At 73.4% G+C, this 18,061-nt stretch carries 20 protein-coding genes; 11 read left to right on the forward strand and 9 right to left on the reverse strand.

Going from position 1 to position 18,061, the window contains the following annotated elements; translation table 11 throughout:
* Positions 1-85: 85 nt before the first annotated feature.
* Positions 86-274, reverse strand: a complete 189-nt coding sequence (locus tag RKE38_RS07090; RefSeq protein WP_310151424.1) for a BldC family transcriptional regulator — start codon at positions 272-274, stop codon at positions 86-88.
* Positions 275-569: 295 nt separating this feature from the next.
* On the opposite strand from RKE38_RS07090, the gene RKE38_RS07095 reads away from it, so the two are divergent.
* From RKE38_RS07095 to RKE38_RS07110, 4 genes are all read left to right on the forward strand, one after another.
* Entirely contained in the window at positions 570-1,661 is a 1,092-nt protein-coding gene (locus RKE38_RS07095; RefSeq protein ID WP_316006741.1) for a Glu/Leu/Phe/Val dehydrogenase dimerization domain-containing protein, read from the forward strand.
* Positions 1,662-1,905: 244 nt separating this feature from the next.
* Positions 1,906-2,097 (forward strand): DUF3073 domain-containing protein, encoded by a 192-nt coding sequence (locus tag RKE38_RS07100; RefSeq protein WP_316006742.1) that lies wholly within the window; start codon positions 1,906-1,908, stop codon positions 2,095-2,097.
* A gap of 154 nt (positions 2,098-2,251) precedes the next feature.
* Complete coding sequence (locus RKE38_RS07105) at positions 2,252-3,715, forward strand: purine-cytosine permease family protein (RefSeq protein WP_316006743.1); 1,464 nt, start codon at positions 2,252-2,254, stop codon at positions 3,713-3,715.
* Positions 3,712-4,269 (forward strand): cysteine hydrolase family protein, encoded by a 558-nt coding sequence (locus tag RKE38_RS07110; RefSeq protein WP_316006744.1) that lies wholly within the window; start codon positions 3,712-3,714, stop codon positions 4,267-4,269. The genes RKE38_RS07105 and RKE38_RS07110 overlap by 4 nt, the downstream gene beginning before the upstream one ends.
* Here RKE38_RS07110 and RKE38_RS07115 read toward each other — a convergent pair.
* The 7 genes from RKE38_RS07115 to RKE38_RS07145 all read right to left on the reverse strand — a co-directional run bounded on the left by RKE38_RS07115 (position 4,266) and on the right by RKE38_RS07145 (position 9,903).
* The gene (locus RKE38_RS07115; RefSeq protein ID WP_316006745.1) at positions 4,266-4,748 is read right to left on the reverse strand and encodes a hypothetical protein; all 483 of its coding nucleotides are present in this window, start codon (positions 4,746-4,748) and stop codon (positions 4,266-4,268) included. The genes RKE38_RS07110 and RKE38_RS07115 overlap by 4 nt on opposite strands.
* Positions 4,749-4,833: 85 nt before the next feature.
* Positions 4,834-5,325: a hypothetical protein gene (locus RKE38_RS07120; protein WP_316006746.1), complete on the reverse strand. Its 492-nt coding sequence runs from the start codon at positions 5,323-5,325 to the stop codon at positions 4,834-4,836.
* A gap of 24 nt (positions 5,326-5,349) precedes the next feature.
* Positions 5,350-5,790: a hypothetical protein gene (locus tag RKE38_RS07125; protein WP_316006747.1), complete on the reverse strand. Its 441-nt coding sequence runs from the start codon at positions 5,788-5,790 to the stop codon at positions 5,350-5,352.
* 49 nt (positions 5,791-5,839) lie between these two features.
* Positions 5,840-6,952: a phosphoribosylformylglycinamidine cyclo-ligase gene (gene purM / locus RKE38_RS07130; RefSeq protein ID WP_316006748.1), complete on the reverse strand. Its 1,113-nt coding sequence runs from the start codon at positions 6,950-6,952 to the stop codon at positions 5,840-5,842.
* 178 nt (positions 6,953-7,130) lie between these two features.
* Positions 7,131-7,631, reverse strand: coding sequence for a VCBS repeat-containing protein (locus RKE38_RS07135; protein ID WP_316006749.1), 501 nt, complete (start codon positions 7,629-7,631; stop codon positions 7,131-7,133).
* Between the two features lie 409 nt (positions 7,632-8,040).
* Positions 8,041-9,579 (reverse strand): amidophosphoribosyltransferase, encoded by a 1,539-nt coding sequence (purF, locus tag RKE38_RS07140; RefSeq protein ID WP_316006750.1) that lies wholly within the window; start codon positions 9,577-9,579, stop codon positions 8,041-8,043.
* Positions 9,580-9,675: 96 nt separating this feature from the next.
* Positions 9,676-9,903 carry a hypothetical protein gene (locus tag RKE38_RS07145; RefSeq protein WP_316006751.1) on the reverse strand — a complete coding sequence of 76 codons (228 nt, stop codon included), beginning with the start codon at positions 9,901-9,903 and terminating at the stop codon, positions 9,676-9,678.
* Between the two features lie 86 nt (positions 9,904-9,989).
* Here RKE38_RS07145 and RKE38_RS07150 point away from each other — a divergent pair, with 86 nt between their 5' ends.
* From RKE38_RS07150 to RKE38_RS07165, 4 genes are all read left to right on the forward strand, one after another.
* Positions 9,990-11,657: a molybdopterin-dependent oxidoreductase gene (locus RKE38_RS07150; RefSeq protein ID WP_316006752.1), complete on the forward strand. Its 1,668-nt coding sequence runs from the start codon at positions 9,990-9,992 to the stop codon at positions 11,655-11,657.
* Positions 11,658-11,889: 232 nt separating this feature from the next.
* A complete protein-coding gene (locus RKE38_RS07155; RefSeq protein ID WP_316006753.1) occupies positions 11,890-12,531 on the forward strand; it encodes a fasciclin domain-containing protein in 642 nt (213 codons plus the stop codon).
* 15 nt (positions 12,532-12,546) lie between these two features.
* Positions 12,547-13,152 (forward strand): ECF RNA polymerase sigma factor SigK, encoded by a 606-nt coding sequence (sigK, locus tag RKE38_RS07160; RefSeq protein WP_410055452.1) that lies wholly within the window; start codon positions 12,547-12,549, stop codon positions 13,150-13,152.
* Positions 13,149-14,015 (forward strand): anti-sigma factor domain-containing protein, encoded by an 867-nt coding sequence (locus tag RKE38_RS07165; protein ID WP_316006755.1) that lies wholly within the window; start codon positions 13,149-13,151, stop codon positions 14,013-14,015. Before sigK ends, RKE38_RS07165 begins: the two co-directional genes overlap by 4 nt.
* A 96-nt stretch (positions 14,016-14,111) precedes the next feature.
* Here the strand turns inward: RKE38_RS07165 and RKE38_RS07170 are convergent, their stop codons facing one another.
* On the reverse strand, positions 14,112-14,975 hold the full coding sequence (locus tag RKE38_RS07170) for an LLM class flavin-dependent oxidoreductase (protein WP_316006756.1): 864 nt from the start codon (positions 14,973-14,975) through the stop codon (positions 14,112-14,114).
* Between the two features lie 63 nt (positions 14,976-15,038).
* On the opposite strand from RKE38_RS07170, the gene RKE38_RS07175 reads away from it, so the two are divergent.
* The 3 genes from RKE38_RS07175 to RKE38_RS07185 are packed head-to-tail and all read left to right on the forward strand — an operon-like array spanning position 15,039 to position 17,962.
* Complete coding sequence (locus RKE38_RS07175; protein ID WP_316006757.1) at positions 15,039-16,085, forward strand: zinc-dependent alcohol dehydrogenase family protein; 1,047 nt, start codon at positions 15,039-15,041, stop codon at positions 16,083-16,085.
* Positions 16,086-16,087: 2 nt separating this feature from the next.
* Positions 16,088-16,891, forward strand: a complete 804-nt coding sequence (locus RKE38_RS07180) for a fused MFS/spermidine synthase (RefSeq protein ID WP_316006758.1) — start codon at positions 16,088-16,090, stop codon at positions 16,889-16,891.
* Between the two features lie 27 nt (positions 16,892-16,918).
* Positions 16,919-17,962, forward strand: coding sequence for a Gfo/Idh/MocA family oxidoreductase (locus RKE38_RS07185; RefSeq protein ID WP_316006759.1), 1,044 nt, complete (start codon positions 16,919-16,921; stop codon positions 17,960-17,962).
* The last annotated feature ends 99 nt before the right edge of the window (positions 17,963-18,061 follow it).

Below are 18,061 nucleotides of genomic sequence, written 5' to 3' on the forward strand. Positions count from 1 at the left end.
CTGCCGGCGACGCGGCTCGACCGCGAACGCCGGGGTGCGTGGCCGGTCCGAGCCCCTGAAACCCGGAGCCGGCCTCACTCCCCCGTCAGATGACGTTGGACAGGAGCGCCCGCACCTCCGCCTCCCGGTAGCGGCGGTGGCCGCCCAGGGTGCGGATCGAGTTGAGCTTTCCTGCCTTGGCCCAGCGGGTGACTGTCTTGGGATCGACTCGGAAGAGCGCAGCAACCTCTGCAGGCGTGAGCAGCTTCTCGACCTCCGTCGGACGAGTGACCATGTGTTCTTCTCCTACTTCAGGGGACGTCCACCCATAATCGGACAAGGGCCTCCCATTGGGAACATTCCGAACGGGCCATCCCGCATGGTCCGGAAGTACTAGTCACGCGGATGCCGTGAGCCGGCCGGCGCGCGGCCCGGTACCCGCCAGAGGCGGGCCGGGACGCGGCACCCCCGAGCTCGGGAGGCCGGCTGGGACGCGGGCACCCGGACCTCGCGCGCAGGAATACGCTGGGAGCACGACGCGCGACCCGCGCCGCCCAGCCCAGCGTCACCGAGCCCTAGGAGTCACCACCGTGACCGTGTCCTCGCCGCCCACGACCTCGATGTCCCAGCACGAGCAGGTCGTCTTCTGCCACGACAAGACCACCGGCCTGCGGGCCATCATCGGCATCTACAGCACGGCCCTCGGGCCGGCCCTCGGCGGGACGCGGTTCTACCCGTACGCCACCGAGGAGGAGGCCCTGGCCGACGTGCTGCGCCTGTCCAAGGGGATGGCGTACAAGAACGCCGTGGCCGGGCTGGAGCTCGGCGGTGGCAAGGCCGTCATCATCGGCGACCCGGCGACGGACAAGACCCCCGACCTGCTGCGCGCCTACGGACGCTTCGTCGAGAGCCTCGGCGGCCGGTACGTCACGGCGTGCGACGTGGGCACGTACGTCGCCGACATGGACGTCGTCAGCGAGACGACCCGCTTCGCCACCGGGCGCAGCGAGGCCAACGGCGGCGCCGGCGACTCCTCGGTGCTCACGGCGTACGGCGTGTTCCAGGGCCAGCGGGCGTGCGCCCAGCACGTGTGGGGCAGCCCGACGCTGCGCGGCCGGACCGTCGGCATCGCCGGCGTCGGCAAGGTGGGCCGCATCCTCACCGGGCACCTCCTGGAGGACGGTGCCCGCGTCGTCGTCACCGACGTCAACCAGGAGGCGCTCGAGGCCCTCACCGCCGCGCACCCCGAGGTCGAGGTCGTGGCCGACACCGACGCCCTCATCCGGTCCGACATCGACGTGTACGCCCCCTGCGCGCTCGGCGGGGCGCTCGACGACGCGACCGTGGCGGCGCTGCGGGCCACCGTCGTCTGCGGCGGCGCGAACAACCAGCTCGTCACCGAGGGTGAGGGCGGCACGGCCGACCAGCTCGCGGCGCGGGGCATCACCTACGCCCCCGACTTCCTCGTCAACGCCGGTGGCGTCATCCAGGTGAGCGACGAGCTGCACGGGTTCGACTTCGAGCGGGCCAAGAAGGCCGCGACGGCGATCTTCGACCACACCCTCGAGGTCCTCGAGACCGCGCAGGAGCGCTCGATCACCCCCGCCGCGGCGGCGGACCACATCGCCGAGGAGCGGATGGCGGCCAAGCAGGCCGGCGGCATCTGGCTGCCCGCGCGCTGAGCCCTCCCGGTGGGGGTGCGACGCGCTCCCCCACCCCGCCGCGCGCCCGTTCGTGCGGTGGCGGGACCCGCGCCTCGTCCGACCGGCTCGATCGGCGCGGGTCCCGCCGCAGAACTTGCGCGGCTCATGTAGCGTTGGACCCACGACACATACACATTTCCCGGGACCGCTCCGTGGAGCCGAGGCACCATAGGTGACTCGTCCAGGCGATGCCGTCCCGGCAGACGCATGAGGGGGTCACGCCATGGGGCGCGGCCGGGCCAAGGCCAAGCAGACCAAGGTCGCTCGGGAGCTGAAGTACTTCTCCCCGAACACCGACCTGAGCGCGCTTGAGCGAGAACTACACGGTTCGTCGTACACCGAGCCGGAGCGAGCCTCCGACGACGCCGACGACGAGTACGACGACTACGGGAAGTGGGTTTCGGGTCAGCGATGACCTGATCCACGACCTGCTCCACCCTCATGCACGGGCCGGTGGTCCGTGTCGGCCACGACGGTCCTCCGGGACCGCCTGCACCCCGGCCGCCACGCCGCCGCGCCTCCAGCCGCGCCACCCCTGAGGGGGCTCGGCCGGGGGCTACGCTCCGCTCATGAGCACAGACACGCGGGAGCGCACCCGCCGTCTCGGGGTCGAGACCACCGGCATCGAGATCATCGACGAAGCCGAGCGGACCGCTCGACCCCGAGACCTGTTCTGGCCGTGGTTCGCGGCCAACGTGTCCGTGTTCGGGATCAGCTACGCCGCGTTCGCCCTGGCGTTCGGGATCTCGTTCTGGCAGGGCGTGCTCGTCTCGGTCGTCGGCATCGTCGTGTCCTTCCTGCTGTGCGGCGTCATCGCGATCGCCGGCAAGCGCGGGTCGGCCCCGACGATGGTGCTCTCCCGCGCGGCGTTCGGCGTCACCGGGCAGAAGGTGCCGGGCGTCATCTCGTGGCTCACCTCGATCGGCTGGGAGACCTTCCTCGCCATCACGGCGACGCTGGCGACCGCGACGATCTTCCGCGAGCTCGGCTGGGGCGGCGGCACCGGCACCAAGGTGGTGGCCGCGCTCGTCACGGCCGCACTGATCGTGCTCGCGTCCGTGGCGGGCTACCACGTCATCATGCGGCTGCAGTCGTGGCTGACCTGGATCACCGGCGTGGTGACGGTCCTCTACGTCGCGATGACGGTGGACCACATCAGCTGGTCGACCGTCACGGCGATCCCGGCCGGCTCCACCCAGTCGGTCATCGGCGCGCTCGTGCTGCTCATGACCGGCTTCGGCCTGGGCTGGATCAACATCGCCGCGGACTGGTCCCGCTACCAGCGCCGTGACGCCTCCGGCTCCTCGATCGTCGCCTGGAACACGGTGGGCGGGGCGCTGGCGCCGGTCCTGCTCGTCCTCTACGGCCTGCTCCTCGCCGGCTCGGACCCCAAGCTGCGCGACGGCATCTCCGCCGACCCGGTCGGCACGCTCGCCACGATCCTGCCGACCTGGGTCCTCGTGCCGTTCCTCGTCGCCGCGATCCTCGCGCTGGTCAGCGGCGCGGTGCTGGGCATCTACTCCAGCGGCCTGACGCTGCTCTCGCTCGGCGTGCGCATCCCCCGCCCGAGCGCGGCGCTCGTCGACGGCGTCATCCTCACCCTCGGCACCATCTGGGTCGTCTTCTTCGCCCAGGACTTCCTCGGCCCGTTCCAGTCGTTCCTCATCACCCTCGGGGTCCCGCTGGCCGCCTGGGCCGGGATCATGATCGGCGACATCTGGCTGCGCCGGCGCGACTACGACGAGGAGGCGCTGTTCGACCCGCGTGGCCGGTACGGCGCGTGGGACTGGACCTCGATCGGGCTCACCGTCGTCGCCTCGGTCCTGGGCTGGGGCCTGGTCGTCAACACCTTCGCCAAGGACGCCTCGTGGAACAACTGGCAGGGCTACCTGCTGGGGCCGCTCGGCCTCGGCGGGCGTGACGGCGCCTGGGCGTACGCGAACCTCGGCGTGCTGCTGGCCCTCGTCATCGGTCTCGTCGGCACCCTGGCCCTGCGGCGCGGCACCGTCCGCCGCCAGGAGGGCCGCGCGTGAGCGCTGGGCCCTGGCTGGTCGCCGTCGACTTCCAGCGCGTGTTCGGCGACCCCTCGAGCGAGTGGCGAGCGCCCCGGTATGCCGCGGCGGCGGCGAACGCCGTGCGCCTCGCCGAGGCGTTCGGCGAGCGGGCGGTGTTCACGCGGTTCGTTGCGCCGCAGCGCCCGACCGGCGCGTGGGTCCCGTACTACGAGCAGTTCCCGTGGGCCCTGCAGCCGGCCGACAGCCCGCTCTACGAGCTCACGGACGAGGTCGCCCCGCACGCCGAGCGGGCGGCGACGGTGACGGCGACCACCTTCGGCAAGTGGGGGCCGGACCTGCGGGCCCTCGTCGGCGACCAGCCCGAGCTCGTGGTCGCCGGGGTCGCCACGGACTGCTGCGTCATCTCCACCGTGCTCGCCGCCGCCGACGCCGGGGCGTCGGTCACGGTCGTGACCGACGCCTGCGCCGGCTCGACCGACGACAACCACGCCAAGGCCCTGGACGTCATGGCCCTCTACGCACCCCTCGTGGCACTGACGACCACCGACGAGGCACTGGCGAGCGCCCGCTAGACCGACCCGGCGCCGAAACCGCTCTGCTGGGCGGCGTGCGCCCGGGCGTAGGCCCAGGCCTCCGCCGCCGGGTCGCCGTCCTTGCCGGGCCCACCGCCGTGGTCGACCCCGGGGTCGGCCGGCTCGCGGTCGGCGCCGTCCCAGTCGCCGTAGCCGCCGAGGAGACCGAAGGCCGCCTCCGAGCCGACGACGCGGTCCGCCAGCGCGTGCAGCGTCGCCGGGTCGCAGGCCCGCCGGAACTCACCCGGCGCCCGCTGCTCGCCGTGCACGACCAGCCGCGCGACGGCCGCGGTATCGTCCGGGCGCAACCGTCCACCCGCTACGAAGGCCTCCTGGACCGCGCGCAGGGCCGCCTCGCGTCCGCGCTCGTCCAGTCCCTCGAGCGCCTCGACGTGCGCTGCCTGCAGCGCGTCGGCCGGCGCGGTCGCGAGCAGGTACCGGTAGCGGCGGACCACCTGGTCCTCGGTCGGTGCGGTCATGGCTCCCCCTCCGTGACGGACTACCCGGTGACCGCAGCGTAGGGCTCCGGGCCTCCCCAGCGGGGCGCTTCCGGCCCCCAGCCGCTCACCAGCCGCGCGACCCGGCCGACCCGGGCACCGAGCGCCCGCCGCTGATGCCGCGGTAGGCCACGTGCTCCTCGACCGCGACGTGCCAGGGCTCGGCGTACGCGGAGTCGTCGACGCCGTCCTCCTCGGGCTCGGGGTCCGAGCCGTCCCACGCGGCATACCCGCCGAACCTGCCGAACGAGGCCTCGGCGACGATCACGCCCTCCGCCAGCGTGACCAGCACGGGCGTCGGGCAGGCGCGCAGGAAGTCGCCCGGGCGTCGCCGCTCACCGACGGTGACGAGGTGGGCGATGCGCCCCACGTCGTCGGGGGTCAGCCGCAGGCCGGTCACGAGGCCGTACTGGACGGCACGCAGGACGATCGAGCGGCGCGACCTCGGCATGGGCGTCAGCGCCTCGACGTGCGCCGCCTCGAGGGCGTCGAGCGGCGAGGTGCGCAGCAGCCACCGGTACTGGCGCACCGACTGGTCCTCCCCGTCCCACCCGGGCACCCTCCGACGCTAGCGCCGGTCGGCTCAGCCGGGGAAGCCCCCGGTGACCTGCGCGAGGACGACGAGCTCGGCTCCCGAGCAGAGGGCCGCTGCCGTCAGCCCGTTGGCCCACGGGGGCATCGTGACCGAGCGGCCGAGCCGGGAGGCCAGGGCGACCGCGGCGGCCACGGCCAGGACGGTCGCCACCGTGGTGGTCGTGAGCAGGTCGGTCAGCGTGCTCGCCGCGGAGGGCAGCTCGTCGGGGTCCGTCGTGGCCCACCCACCCGCCAGGCCCCGGGTGAGGCCGTAGGCAGCCCGGCCGAGGGTCTGGGCGACCGCCCACTCGACGACGAGGGCCGCCGTGGCGAGGAGCCCCGCGGTCGTGGTGGCCAGCCCGGCCCACCACATCGCGGAGCGACGACGCCCGCCGTCCGGGGCGTGGAGGGTGTCGATGGAGCCGGCGGACCCGGCTGCGGCGGTGGTCACGCGACCATGGTCGGGGCGCCGTCACCGGGCCCGCCATCCGCCGGCCTACTCAGGCGCGGTAGTCCCCGACGAGCTGGACCGCGCCACCCTCGACGCCCTTGGCGCCGCGGACGACCTCGTGGCCGGGGTCCGGGGTGGCGTCCGCCTCGTCGACGACCTCGCCCGCGACCCAGGCCGGTATGCCGCGCGCGGCGAGGAACGCGATGGCCGTGTCGACCTGCCCGGCCGGGAGCATCGCGACGAAGCCGACGCCCATGTTGAGGGTGCGCTCGAGGTCGTCCTGCGGCACGCGGCCGAGGGAGCCGACCGTCGAGAACACCGCCGGGGGCGTCCACGTGGAGCGGTCGACGCGGGCGAACGAGCCCGGGGGCAGCACGCGGGCCAGGTTGGCGGCCAGGCCACCGCCGGTGACGTGCGAGAGGGCGTGGACGTCGACACCGTCGGTGCGGATGAGGTCGACGAGGTCCGCGGCATACACCCGGGTGGGGGTGAGCAGCTCCTCACCGAGCGTGCGGCCGAACTCGGGGACCTCGCGCTCGAGCGCCCACCCGGCGGTCAGCACGACGCGCCGCACCAGGGAGTAGCCGTTGCTGTGCAGGCCGCTGCTGGCCAGGGCGAGGACGACGTCACCCGCGACCACGCGGTCGGGACCCAGCACGTCGGCGTGCTCGACGACGCCGGTGGCGGCGCCCGCCACGTCGTACTCGCCGGGCTCGAGCAGCCCGGGGTGCTCGGCCGTCTCGCCGCCCACGAGGGCGACGCGGGCCTGCTCGCAGGCGGCCGCGATACCCGAGACGATCGCCGCGACGCGCTCGGGGACGACCTTGCCCGTCGCGATGTAGTCGGTCATGAACAGGGGCTCGGCCCCGCACACGACGATGTCGTCGACGACCATGCCGACGAGGTCGAAGCCGATGGTGTCGTGCCGGTCGAGGGCCTGGGCGATGGCGACCTTGGTGCCGACGCCGTCGGTGCTGGTGGCGAGGACGGGGCGGGTCATGCGGGCGAGGGCGCTGGCGTCGAACATGCCCGCGAACCCGCCGAGCCCGCCGAGCACCTCGGGCCTGGTCGCCCGGCGCACGCTCGCCTTCATCAGCTCGACGGCCCGGTCGCCCGCCTCGACGTCGACTCCGGCGGACGCGTACGTGGTCGGCTCGCTCACGGGTCCCAGCGTAGAGCCCCTCGGCCTCCCCCCACGACGCCGCCCATTCCGTCCTCATCCGATCGACACCGCCCGCTCCCACGCTCTCCCACTTGTTGCCACGTGGTGGTCACCGGGACGCCAGATCGGCCGACCCGTGACCACGAGGTGGCAACAAGTGGGGGTAGGGGTCAGGCCGTCAGAAGATCGCGTCGAGGCCGTTCCAGCCGGTGCCGACACGGACCCGCGGCAGCCAGCCGCCGGCCGGCGTGCGGGCGTACAGCCACAGGTTGCCGTACCGGTCCCGCGCCAGGACGTCGGGGATGCGGTCGCCGGTCAGGTCACCGGGGCTCATGATCGCCGTCATGGCGTTCCAGCCGGTCCCGACGCGGACCCGCGGCAGCCACCCGCCCCTGCCGTTGCCGGGGTACAGCCACAGGTAGCCGGTGCGCGACTCGCGGGCCAGGACGTCGGCCGCCCCGTCACCGTTGAGGTCGCCCGGCGCCGCGAGCGCGCTGAAGGCGTTCCACCCCGAACCCACGCGGACCCGGGGCAGCAGCCCACCCGTGCCGTTGCCGCGGTAGAGCCACAGGTAGCCCGTGGAGCGCTCGCGCGTCAGCAGGTCCGGACGCTGGTCGCCGTTGAAGTCGCCCGGCGCGAGGATTGCGGAGAAGCCGTTCCAGCCCGTCCCGATCCGCACCCGCGGCAGCCGCCACCCGCGTTGGTCCTGGCCCAGGCGACCTGATCGGCGAGGCAGGGGTTCTCGGTGAACGGCAGGCCGGAGGTCAGGCCGATCACCACGAACTGTGCCGTGGTCGGCGGCATCGGGAGGCCATAGCCGCCCACGCCCGTGGGACACTGCGGCCAGGAGACGTCGTTGCCGAACAGCGGCAGCGTCACTGCCGGCGCCGCACCGCGCCCGGCAGCGTCGACCGGCCCGCCGAGCACCGCACCGCCCGTCACCGCCAGGGCCGTCAAGGCAGCGGCAGCCGCCACTCTGACAATCGGGTTCCTCGGCATGCGAACCACCTCCCACCCCGGCCAGTGCAGCACCGGGAGGAGGGAGCGACTAGGGACCTAGGGCCGGGGTCCGACCGATCAGGACAGGGTCAGGGGCGGCTGAGGGCGTCCTCGGCACCGCCGGCGACGCCGAGGCTCACGCCGTCGACATCGAGCGGCAGCGTCTCGAACAGGTTCTTGCCGAGCCGGGAGTCGTCGGGCAGCGGCACCGGGTAGCTGCCGGTGAAGCAGGCCGTGCACAGGGCCGAGCGCGGCTGCTCGGTGGCGGCGACCATCCCCTCCTCGGAGATGTAGCCGAGGGAGTCGGCCCCGATCGACGTGCAGACCTCGTCGACCCCGATGCCGGTCGCGATGAGCTCGGCCCGGGTCGCGAAGTCGATGCCGTAGAAGCAGGGCCAGCGCACGGGCGGCGAGGAGATCCGCACGTGGACCTCGGCCGCACCGGCCTCGCGCAGCATCCGCACGAGCGCCCGCTGGGTGTTGCCGCGCACGATCGAGTCGTCGACCACCACGAGCCGCTTGCCCTTGATGACGTCGCGCAGCGGGTTGAGCTTGAGCCGGATGCCGAGCTGGCGGATGGTCTGCGACGGGGCGATGAACGTGCGCCCCACGTAGGAGTTCTTGACCAGGCCCTGGCCGTAGGGGATTCCCGACTCCTGCGCGTAGCCGATCGCGGCCGGCGTGCCGGACTCGGGCGTCGGCATGACCAGGTCGGCCTCAACGGGGTGCTCGCGCGCCAGCGCCCGGCCCATCTCGACCCGGGCCTCGTGCACGCCACGGCCGCTGATGGTGGTGTCGGGGCGAGCGAGGTAGACGTACTCGAAGACGCAGCCCTTGGGCTCGGCCGGGGCGAACCGCTGCGAGCGCAGCCCCTCCTCGTCGATGGCGATGAGCTCGCCGGGCTCGACCTCGCGGATCATCGAGGCGCCGACGATGTCGAGCGCAGCGGTCTCGGAGGCGACGACCCAGCCGCGCTCGAGCCGGCCGAGCACCAGCGGGCGGATCCCGTGCGGGTCACGCGCGGCATACAGCGTCGTCTCGTCCATGAACACGAAGCAGAAGGCGCCGCGCAGCAGCGGCAGGATCTCCAGCGCCGCGGCCTCGAGCGAGCGGTCGGGGTCGTCGGAGAGCAGGGCGGTGACCAGTGCCGTGTCGGTGGTGTTGCCGCGGGTCAGCTCGCCGCGGCTGCCGCCGAACCCGTCGGCACGCCGGTCGGCGACGAGGTCGCGCAGCTCGGCGGAGTTGATGAGGTTGCCGTTGTGCGCCAGGGCCACGGTCGAGGAGTCGTGGCCGCCGAGCGTCGGCTGGGCGTTCTCCCAGGTCGAGCCGCCCGTCGTGGAGTAGCGGCAGTGGCCGACAGCGAGGTGCCCGCGCAGCGATGCCAGCGACCGCTCGTCGAACACCTGCGAGACCAGGCCCATGTCCTTGTAGACGAGGATCGAGCGGCCGTCGGAGGTCGCGATGCCGGCCGACTCCTGCCCGCGGTGCTGCAGGGCGTAGAGGCCGTAGTACGCGAGCTTGGCGACCTCCTCGCCGGGAGCCCACACGCCGAAGACCCCGCAGGCGTCCTGCGGGCCCTTCTCGCCGGGGAGGATGTCGTGGGAGAGCCGTCCGTCGCCGCGTGCCACGTGCCCCATCCTCCCACAGCCGCCGGTCGCGCCTGCGCGCGACGGCCGGGTCGGTCGCGGCGGCCCGGGAGCGTCAGCCGGGTCCGTCCGGGAGAGTCAGTCGCGGCGGTCGAGCAGCACCGCGACGACGGCGGCGAGCAGCCCGAACACGAAGGCCCCCAGCAGGCCGAGGAACATCACCGCGCTGCCCGGGCTGTAGGTGTGGCCGTACTCCGTCGTGTCCTCGGGGTTGAGGTAGGCGAACGCGGACCCGACGACGAAGCCCACGATGACGCCGGTGGCGATGAACGCGACGAAGTTGGGGTAGCGACGGGTGCGGCTCACCCCTTCACGGTACCTGCCGGTCGCGGGGCCCACCGACCCGGGCGTGACCTCCCATCCGCAACCCGCGGCGGGTACGAATGGGAGGTATGAGCACCCCCACGAGGACCACCCGCCTGACGTATGCCGTGAGCGGCCTGCTCGCCGCGGCCGCCGGCATGGCTGCGGGGCACCTCGTGGCGGCCTTCGTGAACCCGGCGGCCTCGCCGGTGCTCGCCATCGGCTCCACCGTGGTGGACGCGACACCCACCCCGGTGAAGGAGTGGGCCGTCCAGACGCTCGGCACCAACGACAAGCCCGTCCTGCTCACCACCGTCGCGGTGGTGACCGCGCTCGCCTCCGCGGGGATCGGGCTGCTGTCGCGCAGCCGGCACTCGCTCGCCAACGCCCTGCTCGTCGTGCTCGCGGCCCTCGCCGGGATCGCGGCCCTGCTGCGGCCAGCGTCCCTCCCCCAGGACATCATCCCGGCCGTGGTCGCGGGCACCGTGGGTGTCGCGGTCCTGTCCGGTCTGCGACTGCTCGCCGAGCGCATCGAGGACTCGGCGCAGCTCGCCGCCCGCGGGGGCGACCAGCGGTCCCAGCCCACCCCCGCCACCGTGCCCGACCGCGGCTGGGCCACCTCCCGCGGGGCATCCCGCGGTCAGGAGCCCGAGTCGCCGCTCGACCACACGGCATACGCGCCCGGCACCCCCGGCACGCCGGCCCGCCGCAGCTTCCTGCTGGGGGCGGCAGGGGTCACCGTCGGCGCCGCCGCCGTCGGCGCGCTGGGCCAGAAGCTCGGCGGCGGCGCCTCGACGCCCGCGGACGTCACCCTGCCCGCACCCGCGACGACGCTGCCGCCGCTGCCCACCGGGATCGAGGGGAAGGTCAAGGGGGTCAGCGCGTTCCGCACCCCGACGTCGGACTTCTACCGGGTCGACACCGCCCTGGTCATCCCCCGTGTCGACGTCGACACGTGGAAGCTCGAGGTCGACGGCATGGTCGACAAGCCGTTCTCGATGTCGTTCAAGGACCTGCTGGCCATGGACGTGATCGAGAAGGACATCACCCTCAACTGCGTCAGCAACGACGTCGGCGGTCCCTACATCTCCTCGACGCGGTGGCTCGGCGTGCGGGTGCGTGACGTCCTGGAGCGGGCCGGCATCCAGTCGGGGGTGGAGCAGATCTTCTCGGAGTCGGTCGACGGCATGACCATCTCGACCCCGGTCGAGGCACTCACCGACGACCGCGACGCCCTCATCGCGATCGCGATGGACGGGCAGCCGCTGCCACCGCGCCACGGCTTCCCCGCCCGGCTCGTCACGCCCGGCCTCTACGGCTTCGTCGGCGCGACCAAGTGGCTGAGCAAGCTGACCGCGACGACCTACGCCAAGGACAAGGCCTACTGGACCGAACGGGACTGGGTGACCGACGCCCCGGTGAAGACCCAGTCGCGGATCGACACGCCCATGGGCCTCGGGACCTACAAGCCGGGGAAGATCGCCGTCGGGGGCGTCGCCTGGGCGCAGGCGGGCGACGGGATCAGCAAGGTCGAGGTCCGCGTCGACGACGGGCCGTGGCGCGAGGCGACCCTCGGGCCCGACGGCGGCACCGTCTACTGGCGGCAGTGGAGCTGGGTCTGGGACGCCACGAGCGGCCGCCACGACGTGACGGTCCGGGCCACGAACGGGAAGGGCGAGGTCCAGACGGACAAGCGGGTCGACCCCTTCCCCGGTGGTGCCTCCGGGTACCACTCGATCGTCGTCATCGTCTCCTGACGACGAGGCCGCGCACCCACCGTAGGGGGAGGGTGCGCGGCCGACCCATGTCCCCGTGCGTGCGCGCCCCGCGCTGCGCCCGGGGCACTGTCGCGCCCCGGCCGGCACGCACCCCCGCGACCCGGGCACACCCACGACACACGCGGAATCTTTTCTCCCCCAGTCCAATCCGCCCCATGAGCGGCACCGAATCGCTGGTGTAACTCGAACCTCTACCAAGGAGCGTCACACCATGAGCACTGCACGTCGCAGCACCATCGCTGCCCTTGCCCTCGCCCTGCCGCTCGGCCTCGCGGCGTGTGGCAGCTCGGACAGCGCGAGCGCCGGAGCGTCGAGCAGCTCGTCCTCGAGCATGCCGAGCTCGTCCAGCTCGTCGTCCTCGTCCTCGTCCTCCGACATGATGGGCCAGCCGTTCGGCGCCGCCTGCAGCGCGGTCCCGAAGGACGGCAAGGGCTCGTTCTCCGGCATGGCCACCGACCCCGTCGCCACCGCTGCCAGCAACAACCCCGTGCTGAGCCAGCTCGTGGGCGCGGTCAAGGAGGCCGGCCTGGTCGACACCCTCAACAGCGCCAAGGACATCACCGTCTTCGCGCCCACCAACGACGCCTTCAAGGCCGTCCCGAAGGCCACCATGGACGCGGCGATGAAGGACCCGAAGGGCCTGCTCACCAAGGTCCTCACCAACCACGTCGTCCCCGGCAAGCTGACCCCGGAGCAGCTCCCCGGCGACCACAAGACCCTGGCCGGCACGACCATCAACGTCACCGGCTCGGGCGAGTCCTTCAAGGTCGGCGAGGCGAACATCGTCTGCGGCAACGTGCAGACCGCGAACGCCACCGTCTACATCATCGACGGCGTTCTCCTTCCGAAGTAAGCAACATCAGCCATGATGGTTCCCGTGGCAGCCACTTCCCCAGGTCCCGGAGCGACCTGGGGAAGTGCTGCCCCCCCATCGGACCTGGCGGCGCTGCTCAAGGCGTGCGCGCTGGGTGACGAGGGCGCGTTCAGCCGGCTGTACGACCTCGTGTCGTCCCGCGTCTACGGCCTGGTCCTGCGGGTCGTGCGCGACCCCGCCCAGTCCGAGGAGGTCGCCCAGGAGGCACTCCTGGACATCTGGCGGACCAGCTCCCGGTTCGACCCCGCGCAGGGATCAGCCATCAGCTGGATGCTCACGATCGCCCACCGCAAGGCCGTCGACCGGGTGCGTTCCGCCCAGGCCGCGACCGACCGCGAAGGTGTCTACGGCGCCCGCAACCAGGACCGCGAGTTCGACCAGACCGCCGAGACCGTCGAGCGCAGCCTCGACGCCCAGCGCGTCCGCAACGCCATGGAGACGCTCACCGAGACCCAGCGGGGAGCGCTCGAGCTGGCCTACTTCGGTGGCTACACGCACACCGAGGTGGCCGCCCTCCTGGACATTCCCCTGGGTACCGCCAAGACCAGGATCCGCGACGGGCTGATCCGGCTGAGAGACACGTTGGGGGTGCAGTCATGAGCGCCGACATCCACGGCCTCGTGGGCGCCTATGCCGTCGACGCCGTCGACGACCACGAGCGCGCTGCGTTCGAGACCCACCTGGCCGAGTGCCCGGAGTGCCGTGCCGAGGTCTCCTCGCTGCGCGAGGCGGCCGGCCAGCTCGGCCTGCTCGCCGAGACCGCTCCCCCGTCGAGCCTGCGCGACGCCGTGCTCAGCCGGATCGGCACCGTGCGTCCGCTCCCGCCGCTGGCCGACGACCTGCGCTCGACCCCGCCCGTCGCGGGCGGTCCGCCAGCGCCACACCTGGACACGCCGACCCACCTGGTGCCGGTGCCGGCCACCGGCAGCGTCGACGAGGGACCCGGCGGCACCGCGCACGACTCCACCCCGGTGGAGGAGTCGGGTGGCGGGGTCGTCGTGCCCCTGCGGCGGCGGAGCGCGCTCACCTGGCTTGCCGGGGTCGCAGCTGCTGCGGCCCTGGTGATCGGCGGCCTGGTGTGGAGCCCGTGGTCCGACTCCGGTCCGTCGACGCGGCTCACGGCCACCGAGCGGGTGCTCGAGGCCAAGGACGCGCAGCGGTTCGTCAAGGTGATCGACGGCGCCCGCGCCACGATCGTGCGCAGCCCGTCCATGGGCAAGGCCGTGCTCATCGCCGACAACATGCCCTCCGCCCCTGCCGGGAAGGACTTCCAGGTCTGGTTCGACCAGCCGGGCAAGGGGATGCAGAGCGCGCTGGTCATGCCGCACGGCAGCGCGCCGACGGTGACGGTGATGCTCGAGGGCGACGCGGCCACCGCGACCGGCGCCGGGATCACCCTCGAGCCGGCAGGCGGCTCCCCGGAGCCGACGTCGGCGCCGCTGGCACTGTTCTCGTTCAGCTGACGGTCGACGGCTGAGGGCCCCTCCACCACCGGCCCTCGGCCGTCGACACCCCACGGCGACCAGCCGGTCACGACCGCCCGGGTGCCCGGTCCCTGTTCAGCGCAGGGCCGGCATCCGGGCGGCGGCCTGCTCGAGCACGGCCTCGCTCCCGGCATACACACCGTCGGGGCGCGGCCAGTGGGTGACGACGTCGGTGAAGCCGAGCTGTGCCGCCCGGCCGACCATGTCCTCGAACAGGTCGACGCTCTCCAGCGAGAACCGGGGTGAGCCGTCGAGCGACAGGTAGCGGTCGAGCGGTCGCTCGCGCCCGGCCTGCGCCTCGGCCTCGTCGAGCCTCTGGGTGAGGCCTGCGACCCCTGCCCACCACTCCTCGAGGGTCTCGCCGCCGGCGCCGTACGTGACCCAGCCCTGGCCCAGGCGGGCCGCGAGCCGGAGCACGCGCGGCCCGTTCGCGGCCACGACGAACGGGAACCGCGGCCGCTGGGCCGAGCCCGGCAGCGTGCGCGCGTCGACGGTGCGGTGGAACCGTCCGTCGAGGTCGACGTGGTCCTGCGTCGCCAGGCGGTCAAGCGCCTCGACGAACTCGTGGAACCGGTCCACGCGCTCCTTGAGCGAGAGGTCCTCGCCGAGGATGCGCGCGTCGAGGTCGCCACCGGTGTCGAGGCCGCACAGCAGCCGGCCTCCCGAGATGTCGTCCAGGGCGAGGAGGTCGCGCAGGAAGACGTACGGGTGGCGGTAGTTGGGCGAGCTCACGAACGTGCCGAGGCCGATGGTGGAGGTCACCGTGGCGGCGGCGGTCAGCGTCGGGAGCGCGCCGAACCACGGCGAGTCCGGCAGCCCGGCCCACACGAGGTGGTCGTAGGTCCAGGCGTGGTCGAAGCCGAGCTCCTCGGCGCCGCGCCAGAGCCGTTCGGCGTCGGACCACCGGTGCTCGGGCAGGATCGTGATGCCGAAGCGCATGCGCCGAGCGTATGCCGGGGGGCACGTCGGGCCGGCCTCGATCCCGCGTGGCAGGCTTGCGTCGTGAAGGCAACGATTCTGGGCGCCCCCCGCGACATCCGGCTCGAGGACGTCCCCGACCCCACCCTGGTGGCCCCGACCGACGCGCTGGTCCGCGTGACGGCCGCGTGCGTCTGTGGCAGCGACCTGTGGCCGTACCGCGGCATCAACGAGGTGGCCGAGCCGACTCGGATCGGGCACGAGTTCGTCGGCATCGTCGAGGAGGTCGGCGCCGAGGTGCGCAGCCTGCGCCCCGGCGACTTCGTCATCGCCCCGTTCAAGTACTCCGACGGCACCTGCCCGCACTGCCGCGTGGGCATCCAGACGTCGTGCGTGCGCGGCGGCTTCTGGGGCGGCCCGGACCGTGACGGCGTCATGGTCGACGGCGGCCAGGGCGAGTACGTCCGCGTGCCCCTGGCCGACGGCACGCTGGTGGCCACCCGCGAGGTGCCGGGCGACGACCTCGTCCCCAGCCTGCTCGCGCTCAGCGACGTCATGGGCACCGGCTGGCACGCCGCAGTGGCCGCCCGGGTGCAGGAGGGCGACACCGTCGTGGTGGTCGGCGACGGCGCGGTCGGCCTCAGCGGTGTGCTCTCGGCTGCGCGCATGGGCGCCGAGCGGGTCATCGCGATGTCGCGGCACGCCTCGCGCCAGGCCATCGCCCGCGAGTTCGGTGCGACGGACGTCGTCGAGGTCCGCGGCGAGGACGCCGTGGCGGCCGTGAACGAGCTCACCGACGGCGTCGGCGCCGACGCCGTGCTCGAGTGCGTGGGCACCGACGAGTCGATGCAGACCGCCATCGCCGTCGCCCGGCCGGGTGCCACGGTCGGCTACGTCGGCGTGCCCCACGGGATCGAGTACCCGGTGCGCGACCTGTTCAGCCGCAACGTCGGCATCGCCGGTGGCGTCGCCCCGGTGCGGCAGTACCTTCCGCAGCTGCGCGACGACGTCCTCTCCGGTGCGATCAACCCGGGCCTCGTCTTCGACCTCGAGGTGCCGCTGGCCGACGTCGCCGAGGCGTATGCCGCGATGGACGAGCGCCGCGCGGTGAAGTCGCTCGTGCGGCCCTGACCGTGCCCGGCGCCCTGGAGCTGGTCGACGACGGCACCGGCGGGACCGTCGTCATGCTCGACGGCCACCCGCAGTCGTACGTGCAGCTCGACAACCCGCGGCTGCTCGTCTTCGAGTACGTCCAGTTCCTCGCCGCCGTCGTCGACTCCCTGCCCGAGGGGCCGCTCGCCGTCACCCACGTGGGTGGCGCCGGGCTGACCCTCCCGCGGTACGTCGCGCACACCCGCCCGGGGTCGCCGCAGATCGTGCTCGAGCCGGACGCCGCGCTCACCGAGCAGGTGCGCGCGGCGCTGCCGCTGCCCCGCGGCCACCGCATCCGCGTCCGGCCCGTCGACGGCCGCAGCGGGCTCGGCGCGCTCGCCGACGCCAGTGCCGACGTGGTGGTCGTCGACGCGTATGCCGGCGGGCAGGTGCCCGCGGAGCTCGTCACCACCGAGTGGTTCACCGAGGTGCGACGGGTGCTCAGGCCCGAGGGCGTGCTGGCGATGAACACGACCGACGAGCCGGCGCGGCGGCACCTCGCCCGACTGCACGCCTCGGTGCACGCCGTCCTGCCGCACACGGCCGCCATCGCGACCTCCGAGGTCCGCAAGGGGCGCCGCTTCGGCAACACCGTGCTGGTGGCGAGCGCGCGCAGGCTGCCGATGGACCAGCTCCCCCGCCGGGTCAACATGACGGCGTTCTCGGCGACGCTCGTGTCGGGTCGCGAGCTGCTCGGGTCGCTCGGCTCCGCCCGGCCCTTCACCGACGCGGACGCCGAGCCGACCCCCCAGCCGCCCGTGCTGGACCGGTGGCGCGTGCGCTGACCGGCCTGTGCCCGGCAGGATGGACCCGTGCCCGACCTCACCCTGCCGCCGCCCCGCACGCCCGACCCCCACGACGCCCCCGCGCTGCGGTGGGGCGTCATCGCCCCCGGCGGCATCGCCCGCGCCTTCACCGAGGCGGTCCACACCCGCTCCGGCCAGCGGGTCGTCGCGGTCGGCTCGCGCAGCATCGAGCGAGCGCAGGAGTTCGCCCGGGACTTCGACGTGGCCAGGGCCCACGGCTCCTACGAGGACCTCGTGGCCGACTCCGACGTCGACGCCGTCTACGTCGCCTCCCCGCACTCCGAGCACCGCGACCACGCGCTGCTCGCGCTGGGGGCCGGCAAGCCCGTGCTCGTGGAGAAGGCCTTCACCCGCAACGCCGCCGAGGCGCGAGAGGTCGTCGAGACCGCCCGCACCGCACGGCTGTTCGCGATGGAGGCGATGTGGACGCGGTTCCTGCCGCACGTCGACGTCGTCCGCCGGTGCCTCGAGGACGGCCTGCTCGGTGAGGTGCACACCGTCTTCGCCGACCACGGGCAGAAGCTGTTCCCCGACGGCCCGCAGCGGCTGTCCGACCCGGCCCTCGCCGGCGGCGCCCTGCTCGACCTCGGCATCTACCCGGTGTCGTTCGCCTCGTTCGTCCTCGGCGCGCGCGGCGAGTTCCGGTCGGTCACCGCGCACGGCACCGTGACCGACACCGGCGTCGACGGCCAGGAGGGCGTGGTCCTGGAGAGCTCCGGCGGCGCGGTCGCCTCCGTCCTCGCGACGATGCTCACCAAGACCGGGACCACCGCCAGCATCTGCGGCACCCGGGCCCGGATCGACATCACCGGCGACTTCTACGCGCCCGGCGCGGTCGTGCGGCTCACCTCGACGGACCACGAGGTCCTCGACGAGTACACCGATCCCGAGCCGCGGGTCGGCCTGCACCACGAGGCCGTCGAGGTGGCGCGGCGCATCGGCGCGGGCGAGCTCGAGTCACCGCTGCTGCCGCTGGACGAGACCGTCGCGATCATGGCCACGCTCGACGAGGTGCGTCGTCAGGTCGGGGTGTCCTACCCCGGGGAGTGAGCCCCTCTGGGGTGACCGCCGCGGGGAGTGAGCGACTCGGGGCTCGGGCCCAGCACGGCACCCACAGCCCGGCTGAGGGTGCGAGGTGCTGGCCAGTGC

It is taken from the genome of Phycicoccus sp. M110.8 (assembly GCF_032464895.1).
Lineage (GTDB): Bacteria > Actinomycetota > Actinomycetes > Actinomycetales > Dermatophilaceae > Pedococcus.